The organism is Enterovirga aerilata (assembly GCF_013044135.1).
Lineage (GTDB): Bacteria > Pseudomonadota > Alphaproteobacteria > Rhizobiales > Beijerinckiaceae > Enterovirga > Enterovirga aerilata.
Map to the genome: position 1 here is coordinate 769,883 of NZ_JABEPP010000002.1, position 18,323 is coordinate 788,205.

The 18,323-nt window shown below is 68.0% G+C and carries 23 protein-coding genes; 8 read left to right on the plus strand and 15 right to left on the minus strand.

The window, feature by feature from the left end:
* From gltX to HJG44_RS09035, 6 genes are all read left to right on the plus strand, one after another.
* The gene (gltX, locus tag HJG44_RS09010; protein ID WP_171218218.1) at positions 1–1,461 is read left to right on the plus strand and encodes a glutamate--tRNA ligase; all 1,461 of its coding nucleotides are present in this window, start codon (positions 1–3) and stop codon (positions 1,459–1,461) included.
* Between the two features lie 134 nt (positions 1,462–1,595).
* Positions 1,596–2,882, plus strand: a complete 1,287-nt coding sequence (gltA, locus tag HJG44_RS09015; RefSeq protein WP_171217987.1) for a citrate synthase — start codon at positions 1,596–1,598, stop codon at positions 2,880–2,882.
* 121 nt (positions 2,883–3,003) lie between these two features.
* Positions 3,004–3,537: a signal peptidase II gene (lspA, locus tag HJG44_RS09020; protein ID WP_171217988.1), complete on the plus strand. Its 534-nt coding sequence runs from the start codon at positions 3,004–3,006 to the stop codon at positions 3,535–3,537.
* Positions 3,538–3,565: 28 nt separating this feature from the next.
* Positions 3,566–4,219 (plus strand): hypothetical protein, encoded by a 654-nt coding sequence (locus HJG44_RS09025; RefSeq protein ID WP_171217989.1) that lies wholly within the window; start codon positions 3,566–3,568, stop codon positions 4,217–4,219.
* A gap of 32 nt (positions 4,220–4,251) precedes the next feature.
* Positions 4,252–5,586, plus strand: a complete 1,335-nt coding sequence (locus HJG44_RS09030; RefSeq protein WP_171217990.1) for a M16 family metallopeptidase — start codon at positions 4,252–4,254, stop codon at positions 5,584–5,586.
* Between the two features lie 28 nt (positions 5,587–5,614).
* The gene (locus HJG44_RS09035; protein WP_171217991.1) at positions 5,615–6,892 is read left to right on the plus strand and encodes a M16 family metallopeptidase; all 1,278 of its coding nucleotides are present in this window, start codon (positions 5,615–5,617) and stop codon (positions 6,890–6,892) included.
* 9 nt (positions 6,893–6,901) lie between these two features.
* Here the strand turns inward: HJG44_RS09035 and HJG44_RS09040 are convergent, their stop codons facing one another.
* Together HJG44_RS09040 and ettA are read right to left on the minus strand one after the other, a co-directional pair.
* On the minus strand, positions 6,902–7,864 hold the full coding sequence (locus HJG44_RS09040; RefSeq protein ID WP_171217992.1) for an adenylate/guanylate cyclase domain-containing protein: 963 nt from the start codon (positions 7,862–7,864) through the stop codon (positions 6,902–6,904).
* A gap of 127 nt (positions 7,865–7,991) precedes the next feature.
* Positions 7,992–9,644 carry an energy-dependent translational throttle protein EttA gene (gene ettA, locus HJG44_RS09045; RefSeq protein ID WP_171217993.1) on the minus strand — a complete coding sequence of 551 codons (1,653 nt, stop codon included), beginning with the start codon at positions 9,642–9,644 and terminating at the stop codon, positions 7,992–7,994.
* A 176-nt stretch (positions 9,645–9,820) separates the two neighbouring features.
* Here ettA and HJG44_RS09050 point away from each other — a divergent pair, with 176 nt between their 5' ends.
* Complete coding sequence (locus HJG44_RS09050; RefSeq protein ID WP_210260991.1) at positions 9,821–10,285, plus strand: hypothetical protein; 465 nt, start codon at positions 9,821–9,823, stop codon at positions 10,283–10,285.
* Positions 10,286–10,396: 111 nt separating this feature from the next.
* Complete coding sequence (locus tag HJG44_RS09055) at positions 10,397–11,119, plus strand: nitroreductase family protein (protein ID WP_346767125.1); 723 nt, start codon at positions 10,397–10,399, stop codon at positions 11,117–11,119.
* 30 nt (positions 11,120–11,149) lie between these two features.
* Here HJG44_RS09055 and HJG44_RS09060 read toward each other — a convergent pair whose 3' ends face one another.
* The 13 genes from HJG44_RS09060 to rplN form a co-directional block, all read right to left on the minus strand.
* Complete coding sequence (locus HJG44_RS09060; RefSeq protein WP_171217996.1) at positions 11,150–11,599, minus strand: carboxypeptidase regulatory-like domain-containing protein; 450 nt, start codon at positions 11,597–11,599, stop codon at positions 11,150–11,152.
* 107 nt (positions 11,600–11,706) lie between these two features.
* Positions 11,707–12,297, minus strand: a complete 591-nt coding sequence (locus tag HJG44_RS09065) for an adenylate kinase (RefSeq protein WP_171217997.1) — start codon at positions 12,295–12,297, stop codon at positions 11,707–11,709.
* 45 nt (positions 12,298–12,342) lie between these two features.
* Positions 12,343–13,680 (minus strand): preprotein translocase subunit SecY, encoded by a 1,338-nt coding sequence (secY, locus tag HJG44_RS09070; RefSeq protein WP_171217998.1) that lies wholly within the window; start codon positions 13,678–13,680, stop codon positions 12,343–12,345.
* A 98-nt stretch (positions 13,681–13,778) separates the two neighbouring features.
* Positions 13,779–14,258, minus strand: a complete 480-nt coding sequence (gene rplO, locus HJG44_RS09075; RefSeq protein ID WP_171217999.1) for a 50S ribosomal protein L15 — start codon at positions 14,256–14,258, stop codon at positions 13,779–13,781.
* A 10-nt stretch (positions 14,259–14,268) separates the two neighbouring features.
* Positions 14,269–14,472 carry a 50S ribosomal protein L30 gene (gene rpmD / locus HJG44_RS09080; protein ID WP_171218000.1) on the minus strand — a complete coding sequence of 68 codons (204 nt, stop codon included), beginning with the start codon at positions 14,470–14,472 and terminating at the stop codon, positions 14,269–14,271.
* 12 nt (positions 14,473–14,484) lie between these two features.
* Positions 14,485–15,084, minus strand: coding sequence for a 30S ribosomal protein S5 (rpsE, locus tag HJG44_RS09085; RefSeq protein WP_171218001.1), 600 nt, complete (start codon positions 15,082–15,084; stop codon positions 14,485–14,487).
* A gap of 79 nt (positions 15,085–15,163) precedes the next feature.
* Complete coding sequence (gene rplR, locus HJG44_RS09090) at positions 15,164–15,526, minus strand: 50S ribosomal protein L18 (RefSeq protein ID WP_171218002.1); 363 nt, start codon at positions 15,524–15,526, stop codon at positions 15,164–15,166.
* 9 nt (positions 15,527–15,535) lie between these two features.
* Positions 15,536–16,069, minus strand: a complete 534-nt coding sequence (gene rplF, locus HJG44_RS09095) for a 50S ribosomal protein L6 (protein ID WP_171218003.1) — start codon at positions 16,067–16,069, stop codon at positions 15,536–15,538.
* Between the two features lie 28 nt (positions 16,070–16,097).
* Positions 16,098–16,496, minus strand: a complete 399-nt coding sequence (gene rpsH / locus HJG44_RS09100) for a 30S ribosomal protein S8 (RefSeq protein ID WP_171218004.1) — start codon at positions 16,494–16,496, stop codon at positions 16,098–16,100.
* A 12-nt stretch (positions 16,497–16,508) separates the two neighbouring features.
* Positions 16,509–16,814: a 30S ribosomal protein S14 gene (gene rpsN / locus HJG44_RS09105; RefSeq protein WP_171218005.1), complete on the minus strand. Its 306-nt coding sequence runs from the start codon at positions 16,812–16,814 to the stop codon at positions 16,509–16,511.
* Between the two features lie 52 nt (positions 16,815–16,866).
* Complete coding sequence (rplE, locus tag HJG44_RS09110) at positions 16,867–17,472, minus strand: 50S ribosomal protein L5 (protein ID WP_171218006.1); 606 nt, start codon at positions 17,470–17,472, stop codon at positions 16,867–16,869.
* Complete coding sequence (rplX, locus tag HJG44_RS09115) at positions 17,465–17,782, minus strand: 50S ribosomal protein L24 (RefSeq protein ID WP_171218007.1); 318 nt, start codon at positions 17,780–17,782, stop codon at positions 17,465–17,467. Before rplX ends, rplE begins: the two co-directional genes overlap by 8 nt.
* The gene (rplN, locus tag HJG44_RS09120) at positions 17,782–18,150 is read right to left on the minus strand and encodes a 50S ribosomal protein L14 (protein WP_027317113.1); all 369 of its coding nucleotides are present in this window, start codon (positions 18,148–18,150) and stop codon (positions 17,782–17,784) included. Before rplN ends, rplX begins: the two co-directional genes overlap by 1 nt.
* Positions 18,151–18,323 lie beyond the last annotated feature (173 nt).

Below are 18,323 nucleotides of genomic sequence, written 5' to 3' on the forward strand. Positions count from 1 at the left end.
ATGCCCGATCCGGTGGTCACCCGTTTCGCGCCTTCCCCCACGGGCTTCCTGCATATCGGAGGCGCCCGCACGGCGCTGTTCAACTGGCTCTATGCGCGGCGCTTCGGCGGGAAGATGCTGCTCCGCATCGAGGACACCGACCGCGAGCGCTCCACGGAGGCCGCGATCCGCGCGATCATCGACGGCCTGTCCTGGCTCGGGCTCAGCTGGGACGGCGAGGTCGTCTACCAGTTCGCGCGCGCCGCGCGGCATCGCGAGGTCGCCGAGAGCATGCTCGCCTCGGGCCGAGCCTATCGCTGCTTCGCGACGCAGGCCGAGCTCGAGGAGATGCGGGAGACGGCGCGCCGCGAGGGCCGGCCGCTGCGCTACGACGGGCGCTGGCGCGACCGGGATCCGGCGAGCGCGCCGGCGGACGCGAAGCCCGTGATCCGCCTGCGGGCCCCGATCGAGGGCGAGACGGTGGTCGAGGATCACGTCCAGGGCCGGGTCGTCTGGCAGAACAAGGATCTCGACGACCTCGTCCTGCTGCGGTCCGACGGCACGCCGACCTACATGCTGGCGGTCGTGGTGGACGACCACGACATGGGCGTGACCCATGTCATCCGGGGCGACGACCACCTGACCAACGCCGCGCGCCAGACCCAGATCTACCAGGCTATGGGCTGGGCCGTGCCGCAATGGGCGCATATCCCGCTCATCCACGGCCCGGACGGGGCGAAGCTGTCCAAGCGCCACGGCGCGCTCGGGATCGACGCCTATCGCGATCTCGGCTTCCTGCCGGTCGCGCTGCGCAACTATCTCGTCCGCCTCGGCTGGAGCCACGGCAACCAGGAGATCTTCTCGGACGAGGAGATGGTCGCAGCCTTCGACCTCGGTCAGATCGGACGTTCCCCCGCCCGGTTCGACTTCGCCAAGCTGGAGAATCTCAACGGTCACTACATGCGCCAGGCCTCGAACGCCGAGCTCGTGCAGCGCCTCGAGGATCTCCTGCCGTCGCTCGGGCCGGCGCGCGGCCTCCCGCCCCGCTTCGCACCCGAGGTCCGGGCGAAGCTCGAAGCCGCCATGGACGGCCTGAAGGAGCGGGCGAAGACCCTCGTCGAGCTGCTCGACGCAGCCTACTACCTCTATGCGGCGGCGCCCCTGACCCTGGACGCCAAGGCGTCGGCGCTGCTCGACGATGCAGCCCGCGCGCGGCTCGCGGCGCTACGCCCTCGCCTCGCCGCTGCGGCGGAGTGGAGCCAGGCGCGGCTCGAAGAGGTCGTTCGGGCCTTCGCGGAGGAGACCGGGTGCAAGCTCGGCCAGGTGGCGCAGCCCCTCCGCGCGGCGCTCACCGGCCGCTCGACCTCCCCCGGTCTCTTCGACGTGATGGCGGTGCTCGGCCGCGAGGAATGCCTTGCCCGCCTCGATGCCCAGAGCACGGCCGCTTCACCGGGCGTTCAGGTTGCGTCAGGGGCTGCTTGAACGCTCAAGAGCGATCCGATACCGAGCGTGTCACCTGAACTTCGGCGGCGCAGCAGGCGGCGTCCGGAGAGCCTAGCCCGGCCTGGAAGATGCGTCGCCTCTTCCAGGCCGGACCCCATGAAGAGGCGAGCTCGATGAGCACCAGCACGGTCACGCTTGACGACAAGACGGTCGAGTTTCCGGTCAAGGAAGGCACGCTGGGGCCGTCCGTGATCGACATTTCGAAGCTCTACGCGCAGACCGGCGCCTTCACGTACGATCCGGGCTTCACGTCCACGGCGAGCTGCGAATCGAAGATCACCTTCATCGATGGCGACCAGGGAATCCTGCTCTATCGCGGCTACCCGATCGAGCAGCTCGCCGAGCACGGCGACTTCCTGGAGACCTGCTACCTTCTCCTCTACGGGGAGCTGCCGACCGCGAACCAGAAGGAGGATTTCGTCTACCGCGTCACGCGCCACACGATGGTGCACGACCAGATGACGCGCTTCTTCAACGGATTCCGCCGCGATGCGCATCCGATGGCGATCATGGTCGCCTCCGTCGGCGCGCTCTCGGCCTTCTATCACGACTCGACCGACATCTCGGACGAGACCCAGCGGATGATCGCGCAGATCCGCATGATCGCGAAGATGCCGACGCTCGCGGCCATGGCCTACAAGTATTCGATCGGCCAGCCCTTCGTGTATCCGGACAACTCGCTCGACTACACGTCGAACTTCCTGAAGATGTGCTTCGCGGTCCCATGCGAGGAGTACAAGGTCAACCCCGTCCTGTCGCGCGCGCTCGACCGGATCTTCATCCTCCACGCGGATCACGAGCAGAACGCCTCGACCTCGACGGTGCGGCTCGCGGGCTCCTCCGGCGCGAACCCCTTCGCCTGCATCGCGGCCGGCATCGCCTGCCTGTGGGGCCCGGCCCATGGCGGCGCGAACGAGGCGGCTCTCAAGATGCTCGCCGAGATCGGCACGCCCGAGAATGTCGGCAAGTATGTCGCCCGCGCCAAGGACAAGAACGATCCGTTCCGCCTGATGGGCTTCGGCCACCGCGTCTACAAGAACTACGACCCGCGCGCCCGCATCATGCAGCGGACCACGCACGAGGTGCTGAACGAGCTCGGCATCAAGGACGATCCGCTGCTCGACGTCGCCCTGGAGCTCGAGCAGATCGCGCTGAAGGACGAGTACTTCATCGAGAAGAAGCTCTATCCGAACATCGATTTCTATTCCGGGATCACCCTGAAGGCGATGGGCTTCCCGACCTCGATGTTCACCGTCCTCTTCGCGCTCGCGCGGACGGTCGGCTGGATCGCGCAGTGGATGGAGATGATCGAGGATCCGTCCCAGAAGATCGGGCGCCCGCGGCAGCTCTATGTGGGCCCGACCCGGCGCGACTACATGCCGATCGGCCAGAGGAACTGACGCTGCGGCCGGCTTCCGCGAGCAACGGCACCGAGCAGGGAAGCCGGATGGCATCGATCGCGCGCAGGCGGACGGGCCGTCCGGTCCGTCCCTTCCGCTGACCTCCGGCACGGTGCCTGCCATGTCCCCTGCCCGGCTCGGCTACGCGGCCTCCATCCTGACCTTCGCGGCCGACCAGGCCTCCAAGCTCTACCTGCTCTTCGGCTACGACCTGCCGATGCGCGAGCCGGTCGCGCTCGGGCCCTTCGTCAACCTGATCGTCGTCTGGAACCGGGGCATCTCGTACGGCCTGTTCCAGCAGGGCACGGAGTTCGGGCGATGGAGTCTCGTCGTCCTGTCCGTCGTCGCCACGATAGGCCTCCTCGTCTGGGTCTCGCGCGCGGGCGGGCGCTTCCTCGCGCTGGCGCTCGGCCTTCTTGCCGGAGGCGCTCTCGGCAACGCCATCGACCGGGCGGCCTACGGCGCCGTGTTCGATTTCGTGCAGCTGCACGCTGCCGGCTATTCCTGGTACGTGTTCAACATCGCCGACATGGCCATCGTTGCCGGGGTGGTCGGGCTCATCTATGATTCCGTCATCTTGGATCGGCGGCGCGCGAGGCCGGGCCGGGATGCAGGTATGGCCAAGCCGTCACACGAAAGCCGGATTGAAGGCTGACGGCAGCGATGGGGACTTGGAACCAGCCATGACGAGACATCATCCGGCCCGGCTCGGGCTATGCGCCGTTGCCGCCACGCTGGCCTTCGGGTCCGCGGCTCATGCCCAGGAGGGCGTGGCGATCAAGAATCTGCTCGGGACGATGGGGATCATCAGCCCCGAGAAGGACCCGATCCGCTACCGCGAGCGCGCCCCGCTCGTGCTGCCGCCCAAGATGGAGCTCCGCGCCCCGGCCGGGTCCGAGAGCTATGCCTCGAACAATCCGCAATGGCCGAAGGATCCGGACGTGGTGGCGCGCAACCGCCGCGCGGCCGAGGAGCGCCGTCCGGTCACGGAGAGCGAGGTTCGGCGCATGTCGGAGAACAATCCGCGCCTTTCCATCGACGAGATTCGCAGCGGCCGCAATCCGAACGGGCCCGGCCCCGGCAGCCACCGCAGCGACCGCGACGGGGTCTGGATCTCGCCGACGGAGCTCGGCGGCAACCGTCCGTCCGGCGAGGGCGACAAGATCGCGTCCGCACCCATGCGGCGGACCTTGACCGATCCGCCCTCCACCCTGCGGCAACCCGCACGCGGCGGGGAGGTCAGCCGCGACTTCCAGGGCAAGATCGACCAGCAGGAGCAGGATGCCAATCCGATCAACTGGCTGACGCGCGCCTTCAAGTCGAACGACGACGAATAGACCCGCCGCGGCCCGCCCGGATCAGTACCTACATGGACCAGACCATCCGCGCTGCGGGATTGAGGCGCGATTCCGCGGTGCTCGGCTCGCGCGACCGCAGCGGGCCCGAACTGTCCCGCTCGCGCCTCGACAATGGGCTGGAGATCGTCGTCATTCCGGACCGTCGCGTCCCGGTCGTGACCCACATGGTTTGGTACCGGAACGGCTCGGCCGACGATCCGCTCGGCCAGTCGGGGATCGCGCATTTCCTCGAGCATCTGATGTTCAAGGGGACGGAGCGGCATCCGGCGGGCGAGTTCAGCAAGGTGGTCTCGGCTCTCGGCGGGCAGGAGAACGCCTTCACGTCCTTCGACTACACGGCCTATTTCCAGCGCGTCGCGCCCCCGCATCTCGGCCGGATGATGGAATTCGAAGCCGACCGCATGAGCGGCCTGAATTTCGACGATTCCGTCGTCGCGCCGGAGCGGGATGTGGTGCTCGAGGAGCGCCGGATGCGGGTGGAGACGGACCCCTCCGCGCAGCTCTCCGAGGCGATGGCGGCCGCGCTCTTCGTCCATCACCCCTACGGCATCCCGATCATCGGCTGGATGCACGAGATCGAAGGGCTGAACCGCACCCACGCGCTCGACTACTACCGACGCTTCTACTCGCCGGACAACGCCATCCTGGTCGTGGCCGGGGACGTGGAGGCCTCGGAGGTCGTGCGCCTCGCGGAAGGCACCTACGGCCGCAATGCCCCGCATGGCGGCCCCGGTGCGCGTCAGCGGCCCCGCGAGCCGGAGCCGCGCGCGTCGCGGCATCTCAGCGTGGCCGATCCGAAAGTGGAGCAGCCGACGCTGCAACGTCTCTACCTCGTTCCCTCCACGCGCACGGCAAGTGGCGGAGAGGCGCATGCGCTCGAAGTCCTGGCGGAGCTGCTGGGCGGCGGGCCGACCTCCCACCTCTACCGCACGCTGGTGCTCGAGAGCGGCCGCGCCGTGAATGCGGGCGCCTGGTACATGGGCTCGGCGATCGACGAGTCGCGCTTCTCGGTCTACGCGGTGCCCGCCGAGGGCCTCTCGCCCACCGATATCGAGCCGGAGCTCAACCAGGCGATCGCAACCTGCGTGGCCAGCGTGACGGACGACGCGATCGAGCGAGCCAAGACGCGGCTCATCGCCGAGACGATCTACTCGCTCGACAGCCAGAGCTCGCTCGCCCGGATCTACGGCTCGGCGCTGGCGGTGGGCGAGACGCTCGAGGATGTCCGCCGCTGGCCCGACGACATCCGAGCCGTCACCCGCGACCAGCTCGCCGAAGTCGCGGAGCGCTATCTGGTGCCGCGCCGGTCGGTGACCGGCTATCTCCTGAAAGACACGTCATGCTGAGCAGGCTGCGCGCCGCACAAGGCGCCTGATGTCGGCGGCTCTCGCTGAGGCCGGCGCCTCGCCGGCCGATGTCGGTTCCCTCATCTCGCCCGGTGGGATCGAGGCATGGCGGGTCGAGTCGGACTTCGTGCCGCTGGTCGCGGTCGCCTTCACGTTCGAGGGCGGCGCCGCGCAGGATCCCCCCGGCAAGGCCGGGGCGGCGCAGATGCTGTCGCGCCTTCTCGACGAGGGCGCCGGTCCCTACCGCTCCGATGCCTTCCAGGAACGCCTCGCGAACCAGGCGATCGAGCTCGGCTTCACGACCGGACCCGACGCGATCGGCGGCTCGCTGAAGAGCCTGACCGCCCATGCCGACGAGGCCTTCGAGCTGCTGCGGCTCGCGCTCGCCGAGCCGCGCTTCGACGAGGATGCGGTCGAGCGCGTGCGGGCGCAGACGATCGCAGGCCTGCGCTACCAGGCGAACGATCCCGGGACGGTCGCGACGAAGCGCTTCTTCGCCGAAGCCTTCCCCGGCCACCCCTACGGACGCCCGGTTTCCGGAACGGTCGAGAGCGTCGCGGCCATCACGCGGGACGACCTCGTCGATCTGCATAGCCGCATCCTGAGCCGCGGCCGCGTGAAGATCGCGGTCGTGGGCGACATGAAGGCTGACGAGCTCGCCCTGCGGCTGGACCATGTCTTCGGCGCGCTGCCGGAGGAATCGCGGCTCGATCCGGTGCCCGACATCGAGCTGCAGGGCTGCGGCAAGAGGGTCGTCGTCGATCTCGACGTACCGCAATCCGTCATCCGCTTCGGCGTGCCCGGCTTGTCCTGGCGCGACCCGGATTTCATCCCGGCCTATGTGCTGAACCACATCCTCGGCGGCGGCGCGTTCACGTCGCGGCTGTTCCAGGAGGTGCGCGAGAAGCGCGGGCTGGCCTACGGGGTCGGAACCTCGCTCGCGAGCTACCGGCGCACGGCCATGACCTGGGGCTACACGGCGACGAAGAACGAGCGCGTCGTCGAGTGCCTCGACGTGATCGCGGCCGAAACGCGGCGGCTGAGCGAGGAAGGCCCGAGCGACGACGAGCTTGCCAAGGCGAAGGACTACCTGATCGGGTCCTATGCGCTCGGCTTCGACACCTCGACCAAGATCGCCCACCAGCTCGCGCAGATCGCCTTCGAGGAGCTCGGGATCGACTATATCCGCCGCCGGAACCGGCTCATCGCGGCCGTCACCGAGGAGGACGTCCGACGAGCGGCGGCCCGAACCATCGGGGCGGCCGAGGCGCTCGTCATCATCGCAGGGCGGCCTGTCGGGATCTGACCTGGCCGCTCAGGCGTCCTCCGTCCGGACCAGGAAGCTTGCCGCCTCCGCAGGGTTCACGTCGATCGGCTGCCCGAAGCCCATCCTCCCCTCGCGGCTCAGGATCAGCTCCTCGCGCCGCAGGTGGATGACGTTGTCGCCGGGCGAGGCGATGAAGGTGCCGTTCGAGGAGTGGTCGATCAGGACCCAGCGGTCGCGCCGCCGCTCGATCGTCGCGTGGTTGCGCGAGGCGGCGGAGCCGGGAAGCACGACGTCGTTCATCGGCTCCCGCCCGAGCGTCACGGCCTCACGGCCGGAATCGAAGATCCAGGATCTGCCGGCGAGGAAGAGGCGCAGCTCCGTCATGCGCTCATGGATGCCGGGCGCGGGCTGCGTGCCGAGCACGGTGGTGCGGCCCCCCGGGTCCTTCCAGATCACCTCCACGACGGGGACGCCGTCCGGCTTGCCCTTGACGGCGACCCAGTCGTATCCGCGCGTCTGGAAGCGGAGATTGGGAGGAAGGAGCGCCTCGCCCTCCCCGGTCGTGATGATCTGGCCGCGCTTGGCGAGCTGGACCATGCGGGCCGCGACATTCACGGTGGTCCCGAAGAAATCGCCGTTGTTCTCGATCGCCGGCCCGAAGTTGAAGCCGACGCGCAGCCCGTGCTGGAGCGGCCCCTGCGGTCCCTTGAGCGGCGCGAGAGCATCGATCTTGCGCTGCATCTCGACGGCCGCGAGCCAGGTCGCCCCGGGCTCGGGAAAGGCCGCCATGATCTCGTCCCCGATCGTCTTCACGACGAAGCCGCCGTTCTGGTTGACGACGTTCGAGATCAGCCCGAGGCACATCTCGATCGCGGCGAGCGCGCCGCGATTGCCGAAGGCCTCGTAGAGCCGCATGCTCCCGGCGATGTCGGCGAACAGAATGCCGACGTTACGAGCCTGGCGCGCGCCCAACTCGCCGTGAACGCGAAGCCGAGTCACATCCCTGGCCATGAGGACGTCTGCACCCAAGCTTGCGGACTGCCACCACCTTGTACTCCGTGAAGACGGACGGGTGAAAGCCCTGCGGGCGAGACCATGGCCGGCCTGCGGCTCTCCCGGGCCGAGCCCGGCCGGCGCCTCAGCGGGTCAGCTTCTTGTGCTTGGTCCGGGTCGGCGTGAGCTCCTCGACCCCGAGGCGGCGCTTCTTGTCCTCCTCGTAATCGTGGAAGTTCCCCTCGAACCACTCGACATGCCCGTCTCCCTCATAGGCGAGCATGTGCGTCGCGATGCGGTCGAGGAACCAGCGGTCGTGGCTGATGATCACGGCGCAGCCGGCGTAATCCTCCAGAGCCTCCTCGAGCGCACGCAGGGTCTCGACGTCCAGGTCGTTGGTCGGCTCGTCGAGGAGCAGGACGTTGGCGCCGCTCTTCAGGATCTTGGCGAGATGGACGCGGTTGCGCTCACCGCCCGAGAGCTGGCCGACCTTCTTCTGCTGGTCGGGACCCTTGAAGTTGAAGGCGCCGCAATAGGCGCGGGCGTTCATCTCGCGCTTGCCGAGATAGATCACCTCGTTGCCGCCCGAGATCTCCTCGTACACCGTCTTGTTGGCGTCGAGCGCGTCGCGCGACTGGTCCACATAGCCGAGATGGACGGTGTCGCCGATCTTGATCGTCCCCGAATCCGGCTTCTCCTGCCCGGTGATCATGCGGAACAGCGTCGTCTTGCCGGCGCCGTTCGGCCCGATCACGCCGACGATGCCGCCCGGCGGCAGCTTGAAGGAGAGATCCTTGATCAGCTGCTTGTCGCCGAAGCTCTTCGACAGGTTGGTGAACTCGATGACGTTGTTGCCCAGCCGCTCGGCGATCGGGATGATGATCTGGGCTGTCGTGGGCCCGCGCTGCTCGGCCTGGGCCACCAGATCCTCGTAGCGCTGGATCCGCGCCTTCGACTTGGCCTGGCGGGCCTTCGGCGAGGCCGCGACCCAATCGCGCTCGCGCTGGATCGTGCGCTGGCGCGCCTCGTCCTCGCGCTGCTCCTGCGCCAGCCGCTTCTGCTTCTGCACGAGCCACGAGGAGTAGTTGCCCTGGTAGGGAATGCCGCGGCCGCGGTCGAGCTCAAGGATCCAGCCGGTCACGTTGTCGAGGAAGTAGCGGTCGTGCGTGACGATGAGGATCGCGCCCGGGTAATTGCGCAGATGCGCCTCGAGCCAGGCGACCGTCTCGGCGTCGAGATGGTTGGTCGGCTCGTCGAGCAGCAGAAGGTCGGGCTGGGCGAGGAGGAGCTGGCAGAGCGCGACGCGCCGCCGCTCGCCGCCCGAGAGCTGGTCCACCGTCCAGTCGCCCGGAGGGCAGCCGAGGGCCTCCATGGCCTGGTCCACGCGGGAATCGAGATCCCACAGCCCCTTGGAATCGATCTCGTCCTGGAGCCGCGTCATCTCCTCCGCGGTCTCCTCCGAGTAGTTCAAGGCGAGCTCGTTGTAGCGGTCGAGCACGGCCTGCTGGGCGGCGACGCCTTCCAGCACGTTGTCCCGCACGTTCTTCGACGGATCGAGCTGCGGCTCCTGGGCGAGGTAGCCGACGCGCGCGCCCTCGGCCACGAAGCCCTCGCCCTGCCATTCCTTGTCCACGCCCGCCATGATGCGCAGCAGCGTGGATTTTCCCGAACCGTTGACGCCGAGCACGCCGATCTTGGCGTCGGGGTAGAAGGACAGGTTCACGTTGTCCAAGACCTTCTTCCCGTTCGGGTAGGTCTTGGTCAGCTCACGCATGTGATAAATGAATTCGCGGGCCATCGGTCCGGGTCCGGGTGTCCTGAGATCTCGGGGAGTTGCCCGAGCAAGTAACAGGGCGGCCGCTGTGCTTCAAGGCGTGCGGCGGGGGCGCGACCCTTTCGCCACTCCGTTAAACCCTCGTTTACCATAACTCGGGATAGCTCGGCGGTATCGACTTCCGGGGGGCGTACGGACACATGGAACAGGCACTTCGCATTCAACCCGAGGACATGGGTCCGGCAGCGCCCGAGCGTGCCAAACCCGAGAGCGTCTCCGAGGGGATCGAGAAGGTGCTCCGTTTCGCCGCCCCCGCCGCGAAGGCTCATGAGCCCGAGCCGGCCCCCGCCCCGGCCAAGCCCGCCGGTCCCGTGACGGCGCGCGAATTCGCGACCGCGATCGATTTCGTGCACGAGGCCGCCCAGGCGATCCGCGCCGCGGAGGAGCGGACCCGCGAGGCCGAGGCCCGCACGCACGGCATCGCCCAGCGCGCGGCGGAGGAGCTGAAGAACGCCGAGCTCCGCATTCAGGCGCTGGAGGCGCGCGTTCGCGCCGCCGAGGGCCGGGCGCAGGAGGCCGAGGCTCGCGCCAAGGAGGCCGATGCCTGGCTGCGCCAGATCTTCACGACCATCGCCGAGGAGCTCCCGGTCCGCCGCACGGCCTGACGATCCCGGCCGCCGTCGGCCGGCAGCAATTGCATCACCCTGGGCGACATGCGAGGTCCGCAGCCTGACGGCTCCGGGCCTTGCCGCGTTCGGGCGCCCCAGGGAGACGGAGTGTTGGACCCAGCCGCCACCGAGGCGATCGAGGCCGCCATCGCGGGGCGGCGCAGCATTCGCGCCTTCCGGCCCGACCCCGTCCCGCGCGAGACGGTGGAGCGGATCCTGGACGTGGCTGCGCGAGCGCCGAGCGGCACGAACATGCAGCCCTGGCGCGTCTACGTGCTGACCGGCGACGCGAAGCGCGACCTCTCGGATGCGCTCCTGCGCGAGCATGCCGGAGCGTCCTCCGACTTCACGAAGGCCGAGTACCGCTACTATCCGGCGGAGTTCTTCGAGCCTTATCTCGGCCGCCGCCGCAAGGTCGGCTTCGATCTCTACGGGATGCTCGGCATCAGGCGCGGCGAGACGGAGCGCATGGCGCGCCAGCATGCGCGCAACCTCGTCTTCTTCGACGCGCCGGTCGGCCTCATCTTCACGATCGACCGGCGGCTGGAGATCGGGAGCTGGCTCGATTACGGCATGTTCCTGGAGAACATCGCGATCGCGGCGCGGGCGCATGGGCTCGAGACCTGCGCCCAGGCCGCCTTCGCGCCCTTTCACCTGACCATCCGGCGCCACCTCCCGATCACGGAGAACGAGGTGGTGGTCTGCGGCATGTCGCTCGGCCACGAGGACAGAGACGCTCCCGAGAACCGGCTCCGCACCGACCGCGTCCCAGCCTCCGAATTCGCCACCTTCCTCGGCTGGGACGGCGCGAGCGGGCCCGAGCGGGGGTAACGACCGGGAAGGAGCGCGACAGGGCGGCCGCTACTTCCCCGAGATGATCGCCGTCGTGGTCTCGTCGTCCTTCACCTCGACGGTGTCATACATGGCCCCGCCATGGGTGAAGAAGGATTTCGGCTCGGTCCAGAACACGCGCGTCGCGACGATGTAGCGGCCGGGCGCCAGATTCTCGAAGGCGAAGCGGCCCGTCATGTCGACCTTCGTCTCCCGCCGGTAGGTCAGGTACTCGGGCGGCGGATCCTCGACCGGGTTGCCGTAATAGGAACGCCGGTCGCCGCCGAACATGCGGTCGAACCGCTCGACGGCATAGCTCGTGGCGGGGATCAGAAAGACCCGCTCGCCGGCCGCCGTGACCAGACGTCCGTAGTCACGCCTGAGAAAAGCCTGCCCGTCGATACGGCCCCTGCCGCTCTTCAGGATATATTCGGCAGATCTCGGGTCGAAAGCGGCGCCGATCGGAACGGCGGGTCCCATCTGACAACTGCCGAGACACAACGCCGCCAAGCAGATGCCGAGATCGCGGACCATTCACGCCACTCCGACCGCCTCAGACGGACAGTGTGGCGCAGGTTACGCGCCGGTCAAGCGGCTTCGGCGTGAAGGATGCGCGTGATCGCCTCCGTCACCTCGTCGATCGGCTTCATGCCGTCGAGAACACGAAGGAGGCCCTTCTTCGCGTAATAGTCCGAAAGCGGAGCCGTCTGCTCGCGATAGGCGACGAGCCGCGTCTTGAACGCCTCCGGGTTGTCGTCCTTCCGGACCTGCTCGCCGCGGGCGAGCGTCTCGGCGACCCGCTTGGCGATACGCTCGACGAGAGCCTTCTCGTCGACCCTCAGTTCGATCACGACGTCGAGGGCCAGGCCCTTCTCGGCGAGCATCGTGTCGAGGGCGACGGCCTGCGGCACGGTGCGCGGGAAGCCGTCGAGGATGAAGCCCTTGCGGGCGTCCGGCTCCTCGATCCGGTCCGCGACGATTCCGACCACGATCTCGTCGGAGACCAGGCCGCCGGAGGCCATCACGTCCTTGGCCTTCAGGCCGACCGGCGTTCCGGCCGCAACCGCCGCGCGCAGCATGTCGCCCGTCGAGAGCTGGGGGATCCCCAGCCGCTCGACGATGCGGGCCGACTGGGTCCCCTTGCCTGCTCCCGGCGGACCGAGAAGGATCAATCTCATCGGAGCCCCCGCCCCTCCCCTATGCGCCTATGCCGGGCGCCCCGGCTAGCGGCGGCGCGCGCCCCTGAGCTTCGACTTCTTCACCAAGCCCTCGTACTGATGCGCCAGCAGATGGCCGTGGACCTGCGCCACCGTATCCATCGTGACGGACACCACGATCAGGAGCGAGGTCCCGCCGAAATAGAACGGCAAAGCGGCGTAGGAGACAAGCAGTTCCGGCAGCAGGCAGATGACCGTGAGATAGGCTGCGCCGATCACCGTGATCCGGGTGAGGACGTAGTCGATCTGCTCCGCGGTGCGCTCGCCGGGGCGGATGCCCGGAATGAACCCGCCATGCTTCTTGAGGTTCTCCGCCGTCTCCTGCGGGTTGAACACCACCGCCGTGTAGAAGAAGGCGAAGAAGATGATCAGGGCGGCATACAGGATCATGTAGGCCGGCCGCCCGTGCCCCAGGAAGGTCGAGAGCGTCGCGATCACGCCCGTGCCGCTCGTATCGGTCGTGAAGCTCGCGAAGGTCGCCGGCAGGAGGAGGAGCGACGAGGCGAAGATCGGCGGGATCACGCCCGCCGTGTTGAGCTTGAGCGGCAGGAACGAGGTCTGCCCCTCGTACATCCGGTTGCCGACCTGCCGCTTCGGGTAGTTGATCAGGAGCCGGCGCTGGGCGCGCTCCATGAACACGATGAAGAAGATGACGGCGACCGCCATCACCATCACGCCGAGGATCAGCCCGGTGGAGAGCGCCCCCTGGCGGCCGAGCTCGAGCGTGCCGGCGACCGCCGAAGGCAGATGCGCCACGATGCCGGCGAAGATGATGAGCGAGGAGCCGTTGCCGATCCCGCGGCTCGTGATCTGCTCGCCGAGCCACATCAGGAAGAGCGTGCCGCCCGTGAGCGTGATCACGGTCGAGATCAGGAAGAAGGGGCCGGGCTCCTGGACGATGTTGCCGGAGCTCTGCAGCCCCACCGCGATGCCCCAGGACTGGAACAGCGCCAGGACGACCGTGATGTAGCGCGTGTACTGGTTGATGACCTTGCGGCCGGACTCGCCCTCCTTCTTCAGCGCCTCGAGCGAGGGCACGACGGAGGTGAGGAGCTGCACGATGATCGATGCCGAGATGTACGGCATGATGTTCAGGGCGAAGATCGCCATGCGCTCGACGGCGCCGCCCGAGAACATGTTGAACAGCCCGAGCACGCCGCCGGAGGCCTGCTGGAAGCTCTGGCGCAGCGCCTCGGTATCGATGCCGGGAAGCGGGATATAGGTGCCGAGGCGGAAGACGATCAGCGCTCCGAGCGTGAACCAGATGCGCTTCTTGAGCTCTTCGGCCTTTGCGATCGCGCCGAAATTGAGGTTGGAGGCGAGCTGCTCGGCGGCCGATGCCATGTCACTAAATCCTGAGGCGACCTCACGGGGTCGCGGAGAGGCCGGCCCGTATCTGGAGCACGGGCCGGCCCATCTCAAGTCTCGGGTGGCGCGGCTCTTTAGGCCGCCGCCTCGGCGTCACCGCCAAGAACCGTGACGGAGCCGCCCGCGCGCTCGATGGCCTCGAGCGCCGATTTCGACGCGCCTGCGACCTGGAAGGTCAGCTTGGCCGTGAGCTCCCCCGCGCCGAGGATCTTCACCCCGTCGCGCGGCTTCGCGAGAACGCCGGCGGCGACCAGGGTCTCGACCGTCACCGGAGCGGAGGCGTCGAGCTTGCCGGCATCTACGGCCGTCTGGATACGGCCGAGATTGACCTCGTTGAGGTCCTTCCGGTTCGGCGGATTGAAGCCGCGCTTCGGCAGGCGCCGGTGAAGCGGCATCTGACCGCCCTCGAAGCCCTTGATGGAAACCCCGGCGCGGGCCTTCTGACCCTTCACGCCGCGGCCGCCCGTCTTGCCCTTGCCGGAGCCGATGCCCCGGCCGACGCGCATCCGGTTCTTCGTCGCGCCTTCGTTGTCGCGGATCTCGTTCAGTCTCATGGTCGTCTCCTCACCGCTCGCCCGAGGCCGGGACGACGCGCACGAGGTGCTTGACCGCCTCGATCATCCCGCGGGTCGCGGGCGTGTCGGGAAGGGTCGACGTGCGACGCAGCTTGTTGAGGCCGAGGCCGATCAGCGTCTGGCGCTGCTTGGCCTCGCGGCGGATCGGCGAGCCGATCTGCTGGACCGTGATGGTCCCGTTCTGGTCAGCCATCGTGTCCTCCTATCAGGAATCCGCGCCGGCGCCGTCCGACAGGTCGGCATCGCGGCGGCGGGACTGGAGGGTGGACACCTTGAGACCGCGGCGGGCCGCGACCGAGCGGGGGCTGTCCTCGTTCTTCAGGGCGCTGAAGGTCGCGCGAACCAGGTTGTACGGGTTCGACGAGCCGAGCGACTTGGCGACGACATCCTGCATGCCGAGCGTCTCGAAGACGGCGCGCATCGGGCCGCCCGCGATGATGCCGGTGCCCTGCGGGGCCGCCCGGAGGATCACCTTGCCGGCGCCCCAGCGGCCGTTCACGTCGTGGTGCAGCGTGCGGCCCTCGCGCAGCGGCACACGGATGAGGCCACGCTTGGCGGCTTCCGTCGCCTTGCGGATCGCTTCCGGCACCTCGCGCGCCTTGCCGTGGCCGAAGCCGACCCGGCCCTTCTGGTCGCCGACGACGACGAGCGCGGCGAAGCCGAAGCGCCGGCCGCCCTTCACGACCTTGGCGACGCGGTTGATGTGGACGAGCTTGTCCACGAACTCGCTGTCCCGCTCCTCGCGGTTGTCGCGCCTGTCGCGGTTGGAACGGCCACCGCCGCCGGAATGAGGTTCTCTAGCCATCTACAATCCCGTCTGAACTCGGCGCGGGCGGCGGCCCGCTCGCTTGACGTCCGAATGAAGCCCGCCGGCGTGCGTAAATTTAGAAGTCGAGACCGCCCTCGCGGGCGGCATCGGCCAGCGCCTTGACGCGGCCGTGATAGAGGTAGCCGGACCGATCGAAGATCACCTGCGTGACCCCCGCCTGCCGGGCGCGCTCGGCGACCAGCTTCCCGATCTCCCGCGCGGCCTCCACGGTCGCGCCGGTCTTCAGCTTGCCGCGCAGATCCTTCTCGAGAGAGGATGCTGCCGCCAGCGTGTGGCCGCGCTCGTCGTCGATGACCTGCGCATAGATCTGCTTCGACGACCGGAACACCGACAGGCGCGGACGCCCGTTGGCGGCCTTGCGGATCGCGCGCCGGACACGCGCCTTGCGCCGCTCCTCGACGCTCTGCTTCGTAGCCATGTCCAGGTCCTACTTCTTCTTGCCTTCCTTGCGGAAGATGAACTCGTTCGCGTATTTCACGCCCTTGCCCTTGTAGGGCTCGGGACCGCGGAACTCGCGAATTTCGGCGGCCGCCTGGCCAACCTTCTGCTTGTCGATCCCGGCGATCACGATCTCGGTCGGACGCGGGGTCGTCACGGTGAGCCCGGCCGGCACCTCGTAGTCGATGTCGTGGCTGTAGCCGAGCGACAGCTTCAGGACCTTGCCGGCCATCGCGGCGCGGTAGCCGACACCGTTGATCTCCAGCCGCTTCTCGAAGCCCTTGCTCACGCCCTCGATGAGGATCGCGACCTGGGCCCGGGAGGTGCCCCAGAGCGAGCGCGCTTCCTTGGACTGATCGCGCGGATCGACCTTGATGGCGCCGTCCTCCATTGCGACCGAGACCTTGTCCGGGACCGCGAAGGACAACTCGCCCTTCTCCCCCTTCACCTTCACCAGCTGGCCGGCAACCGTCGCGGTCACGCCCGACGGAACCGGGACCGGCTTCTTGCCTACACGAGACATCGTCGTTTCCCTGTCCTGTCCGCCGGCCTCAGAAGACCTGGCAGAGCACTTCGCCGCCAACGTTCTTCTCGCGCGCCTCGTGATCCGCCATGACGCCCTGCGGGGTCGACATGATCACGGTGCCGAGCCCGTCTGCGACGCGCGGCATGGTGTCGACCGACGCGTAGACGCGGCGGCCTGGCTTCGAGACGCGCTGGATCCGGCGGATCACAGGCTCGCCCTCGTGGTACTTCAGCTCGATGGTGAACTCGGTCCGGCCGTTGCCGTAATCCGTCGTCGAGTAGTCGCGGATATAGCCTTCGGATTTCAGCACATCGAGAACGTTGGCCCTGAGGCGCGAGCCCGGGGTCTGGACGGTGCTCCGGCGACGCAGCTGCGCGTTCCGGATGCGGGTCAGCATATCGCCGAGCGGATCGGTCATCGACATCGTCGCGCCTCCTTACCAGCTCGACTTGACCAGGCCCGGGATCAGGCCCTGGGAACCAAGCTCGCGCAGCGCGATGCGCGACATGCCGAGCTTGCGGTAATAGGCACGCGGCCGGCCCGTGATCTCGCAGCGATTGCGGATGCGGGTCGGGTTGGCGTTCCGCGGCAGCTCGGCGAGCTTGAGGCGCGCCTCGAAGCGCTCCTCCATCTGCCGGCTCTGGTCGTTCGCGACCGCAAGGAGCTCCTTGCGCTTGTTCGCGAAGCGCTCGACCAGCTTCCTGCGGGCCTTGTTCTTCTCGATCGAACTCTTCTTGGCCATGTCGTCTATCTCCGGTGTCCGCGTCTGAGATCCGCCTGCCGCGCAGGCATCCTCACTGCCGGAACGGGAAGTTGAAGTGCTTCAGGAGCGCGCGCGCCTCGTCGTCCGTCTTGGCCGTGGTCGCGATGATCACGTCCATGCCCCAGATCTGCTCCGCCTTGTCGTAGTTGATCTCGGGGAAGACGATGTGCTCCTTGATGCCGAGCGCATAGTTGCCGCGGCCGTCGAACGAACGCGGGTTCAGGCCGCGGAAGTCGCGGACGCGCGGGAGCGCGATCGTGACGAGGCGGTCCAGGAACTCGTACATGCGGGCGCGCCGCAGCGTGACCTTGGCGCCGATCGGCATGTTCTCGCGGACCTTGAAGGTCGCGATCGCCTTGCGGGCGCGGGTCACGACCGGCTTCTGGCCGGCGATGAGCGCAAGATCGGCCGCCGCGACCGAGGCCTTCTTGGAATCCGCCGTCGACTCGCCGACGCCCATGTTGAGGACGATCTTGTCGATCCTCGGCACCTGCATCGGATTCGCGTAGCCGAACTCCTCGATGAGCTTCGGACGCACCACCTCGTCATAATGCTGGCGAAGGCGCGGAATGTAGGCGCCGTCCGCGCCGTTCCCGGCCGAGGCGGCCTCGGTCGGCTGCTTGGGAGACTTAGGCATCGATCAGATCTCCGGACCGCTTCGCGAACCGCACCTTCCGGCCGTCATCGAGGATGCGGAAACCGACCCGGGTCGGCTTGCCGTCCTTGGGGTCCGCGACGGCGAGGTTCGACAGGTGGATCGGCGCCTCCTTGGAGATGATGCCGCCCTCCTGGTTCATGGTCTGCTTCTGGTGACGCTTCACCATGTTGACGCCGCGCACGAGAGCCTTCTCGTCCTTCGGCATGACCTGGATGACCTCGCCCGTGCGGCCGGAATCGCGGCCGGTCAGAACGACGACGCGGTCGCCCTTCTTGATCTTGGCGGCCATCACAGCACCTCCGGCGCGAGCGAGATGATCTTCATGTGGTTCTTGGCGCGCAGCTCGCGCGGAACCGGTCCGAAGATGCGGGTGCCGACCGGCTCCTTCTGGTTGTTGATGAGAACCGCGGCGTTGCGGTCGAAGCGGATCACCGAGCCGTCCGGGCGGCGGATGTCCTTGGCAGTGCGCACGACGACGGCCTTCATCACGTCGCCCTTCTTCACGCGGCCGCGCGGGATCGCCTCCTTGACGGAGACGACGATGATGTCACCCACGCTCGCGTATTTGCGCTTCGAGCCGCCGAGCACCTTGATGCACATCACGCGACGCGCACCGGAATTGTCGGCGACGTCCAGATTCGTCTGCATCTGGATCATCGATCAGAACCTCTCTCTGTCTCGGTCGGTTTCCGGCCGAAGCCGGACTACGGCCGACGGGGATCTCGGTCCCCTGCCCTTGCGTCATCCGGAGCCGACCAAGGCCGGCGCCCGGAACCCATCCTGAAACACGGAACGACCACCACCCGCGGTGATGGCCGCCCAGCGAAACC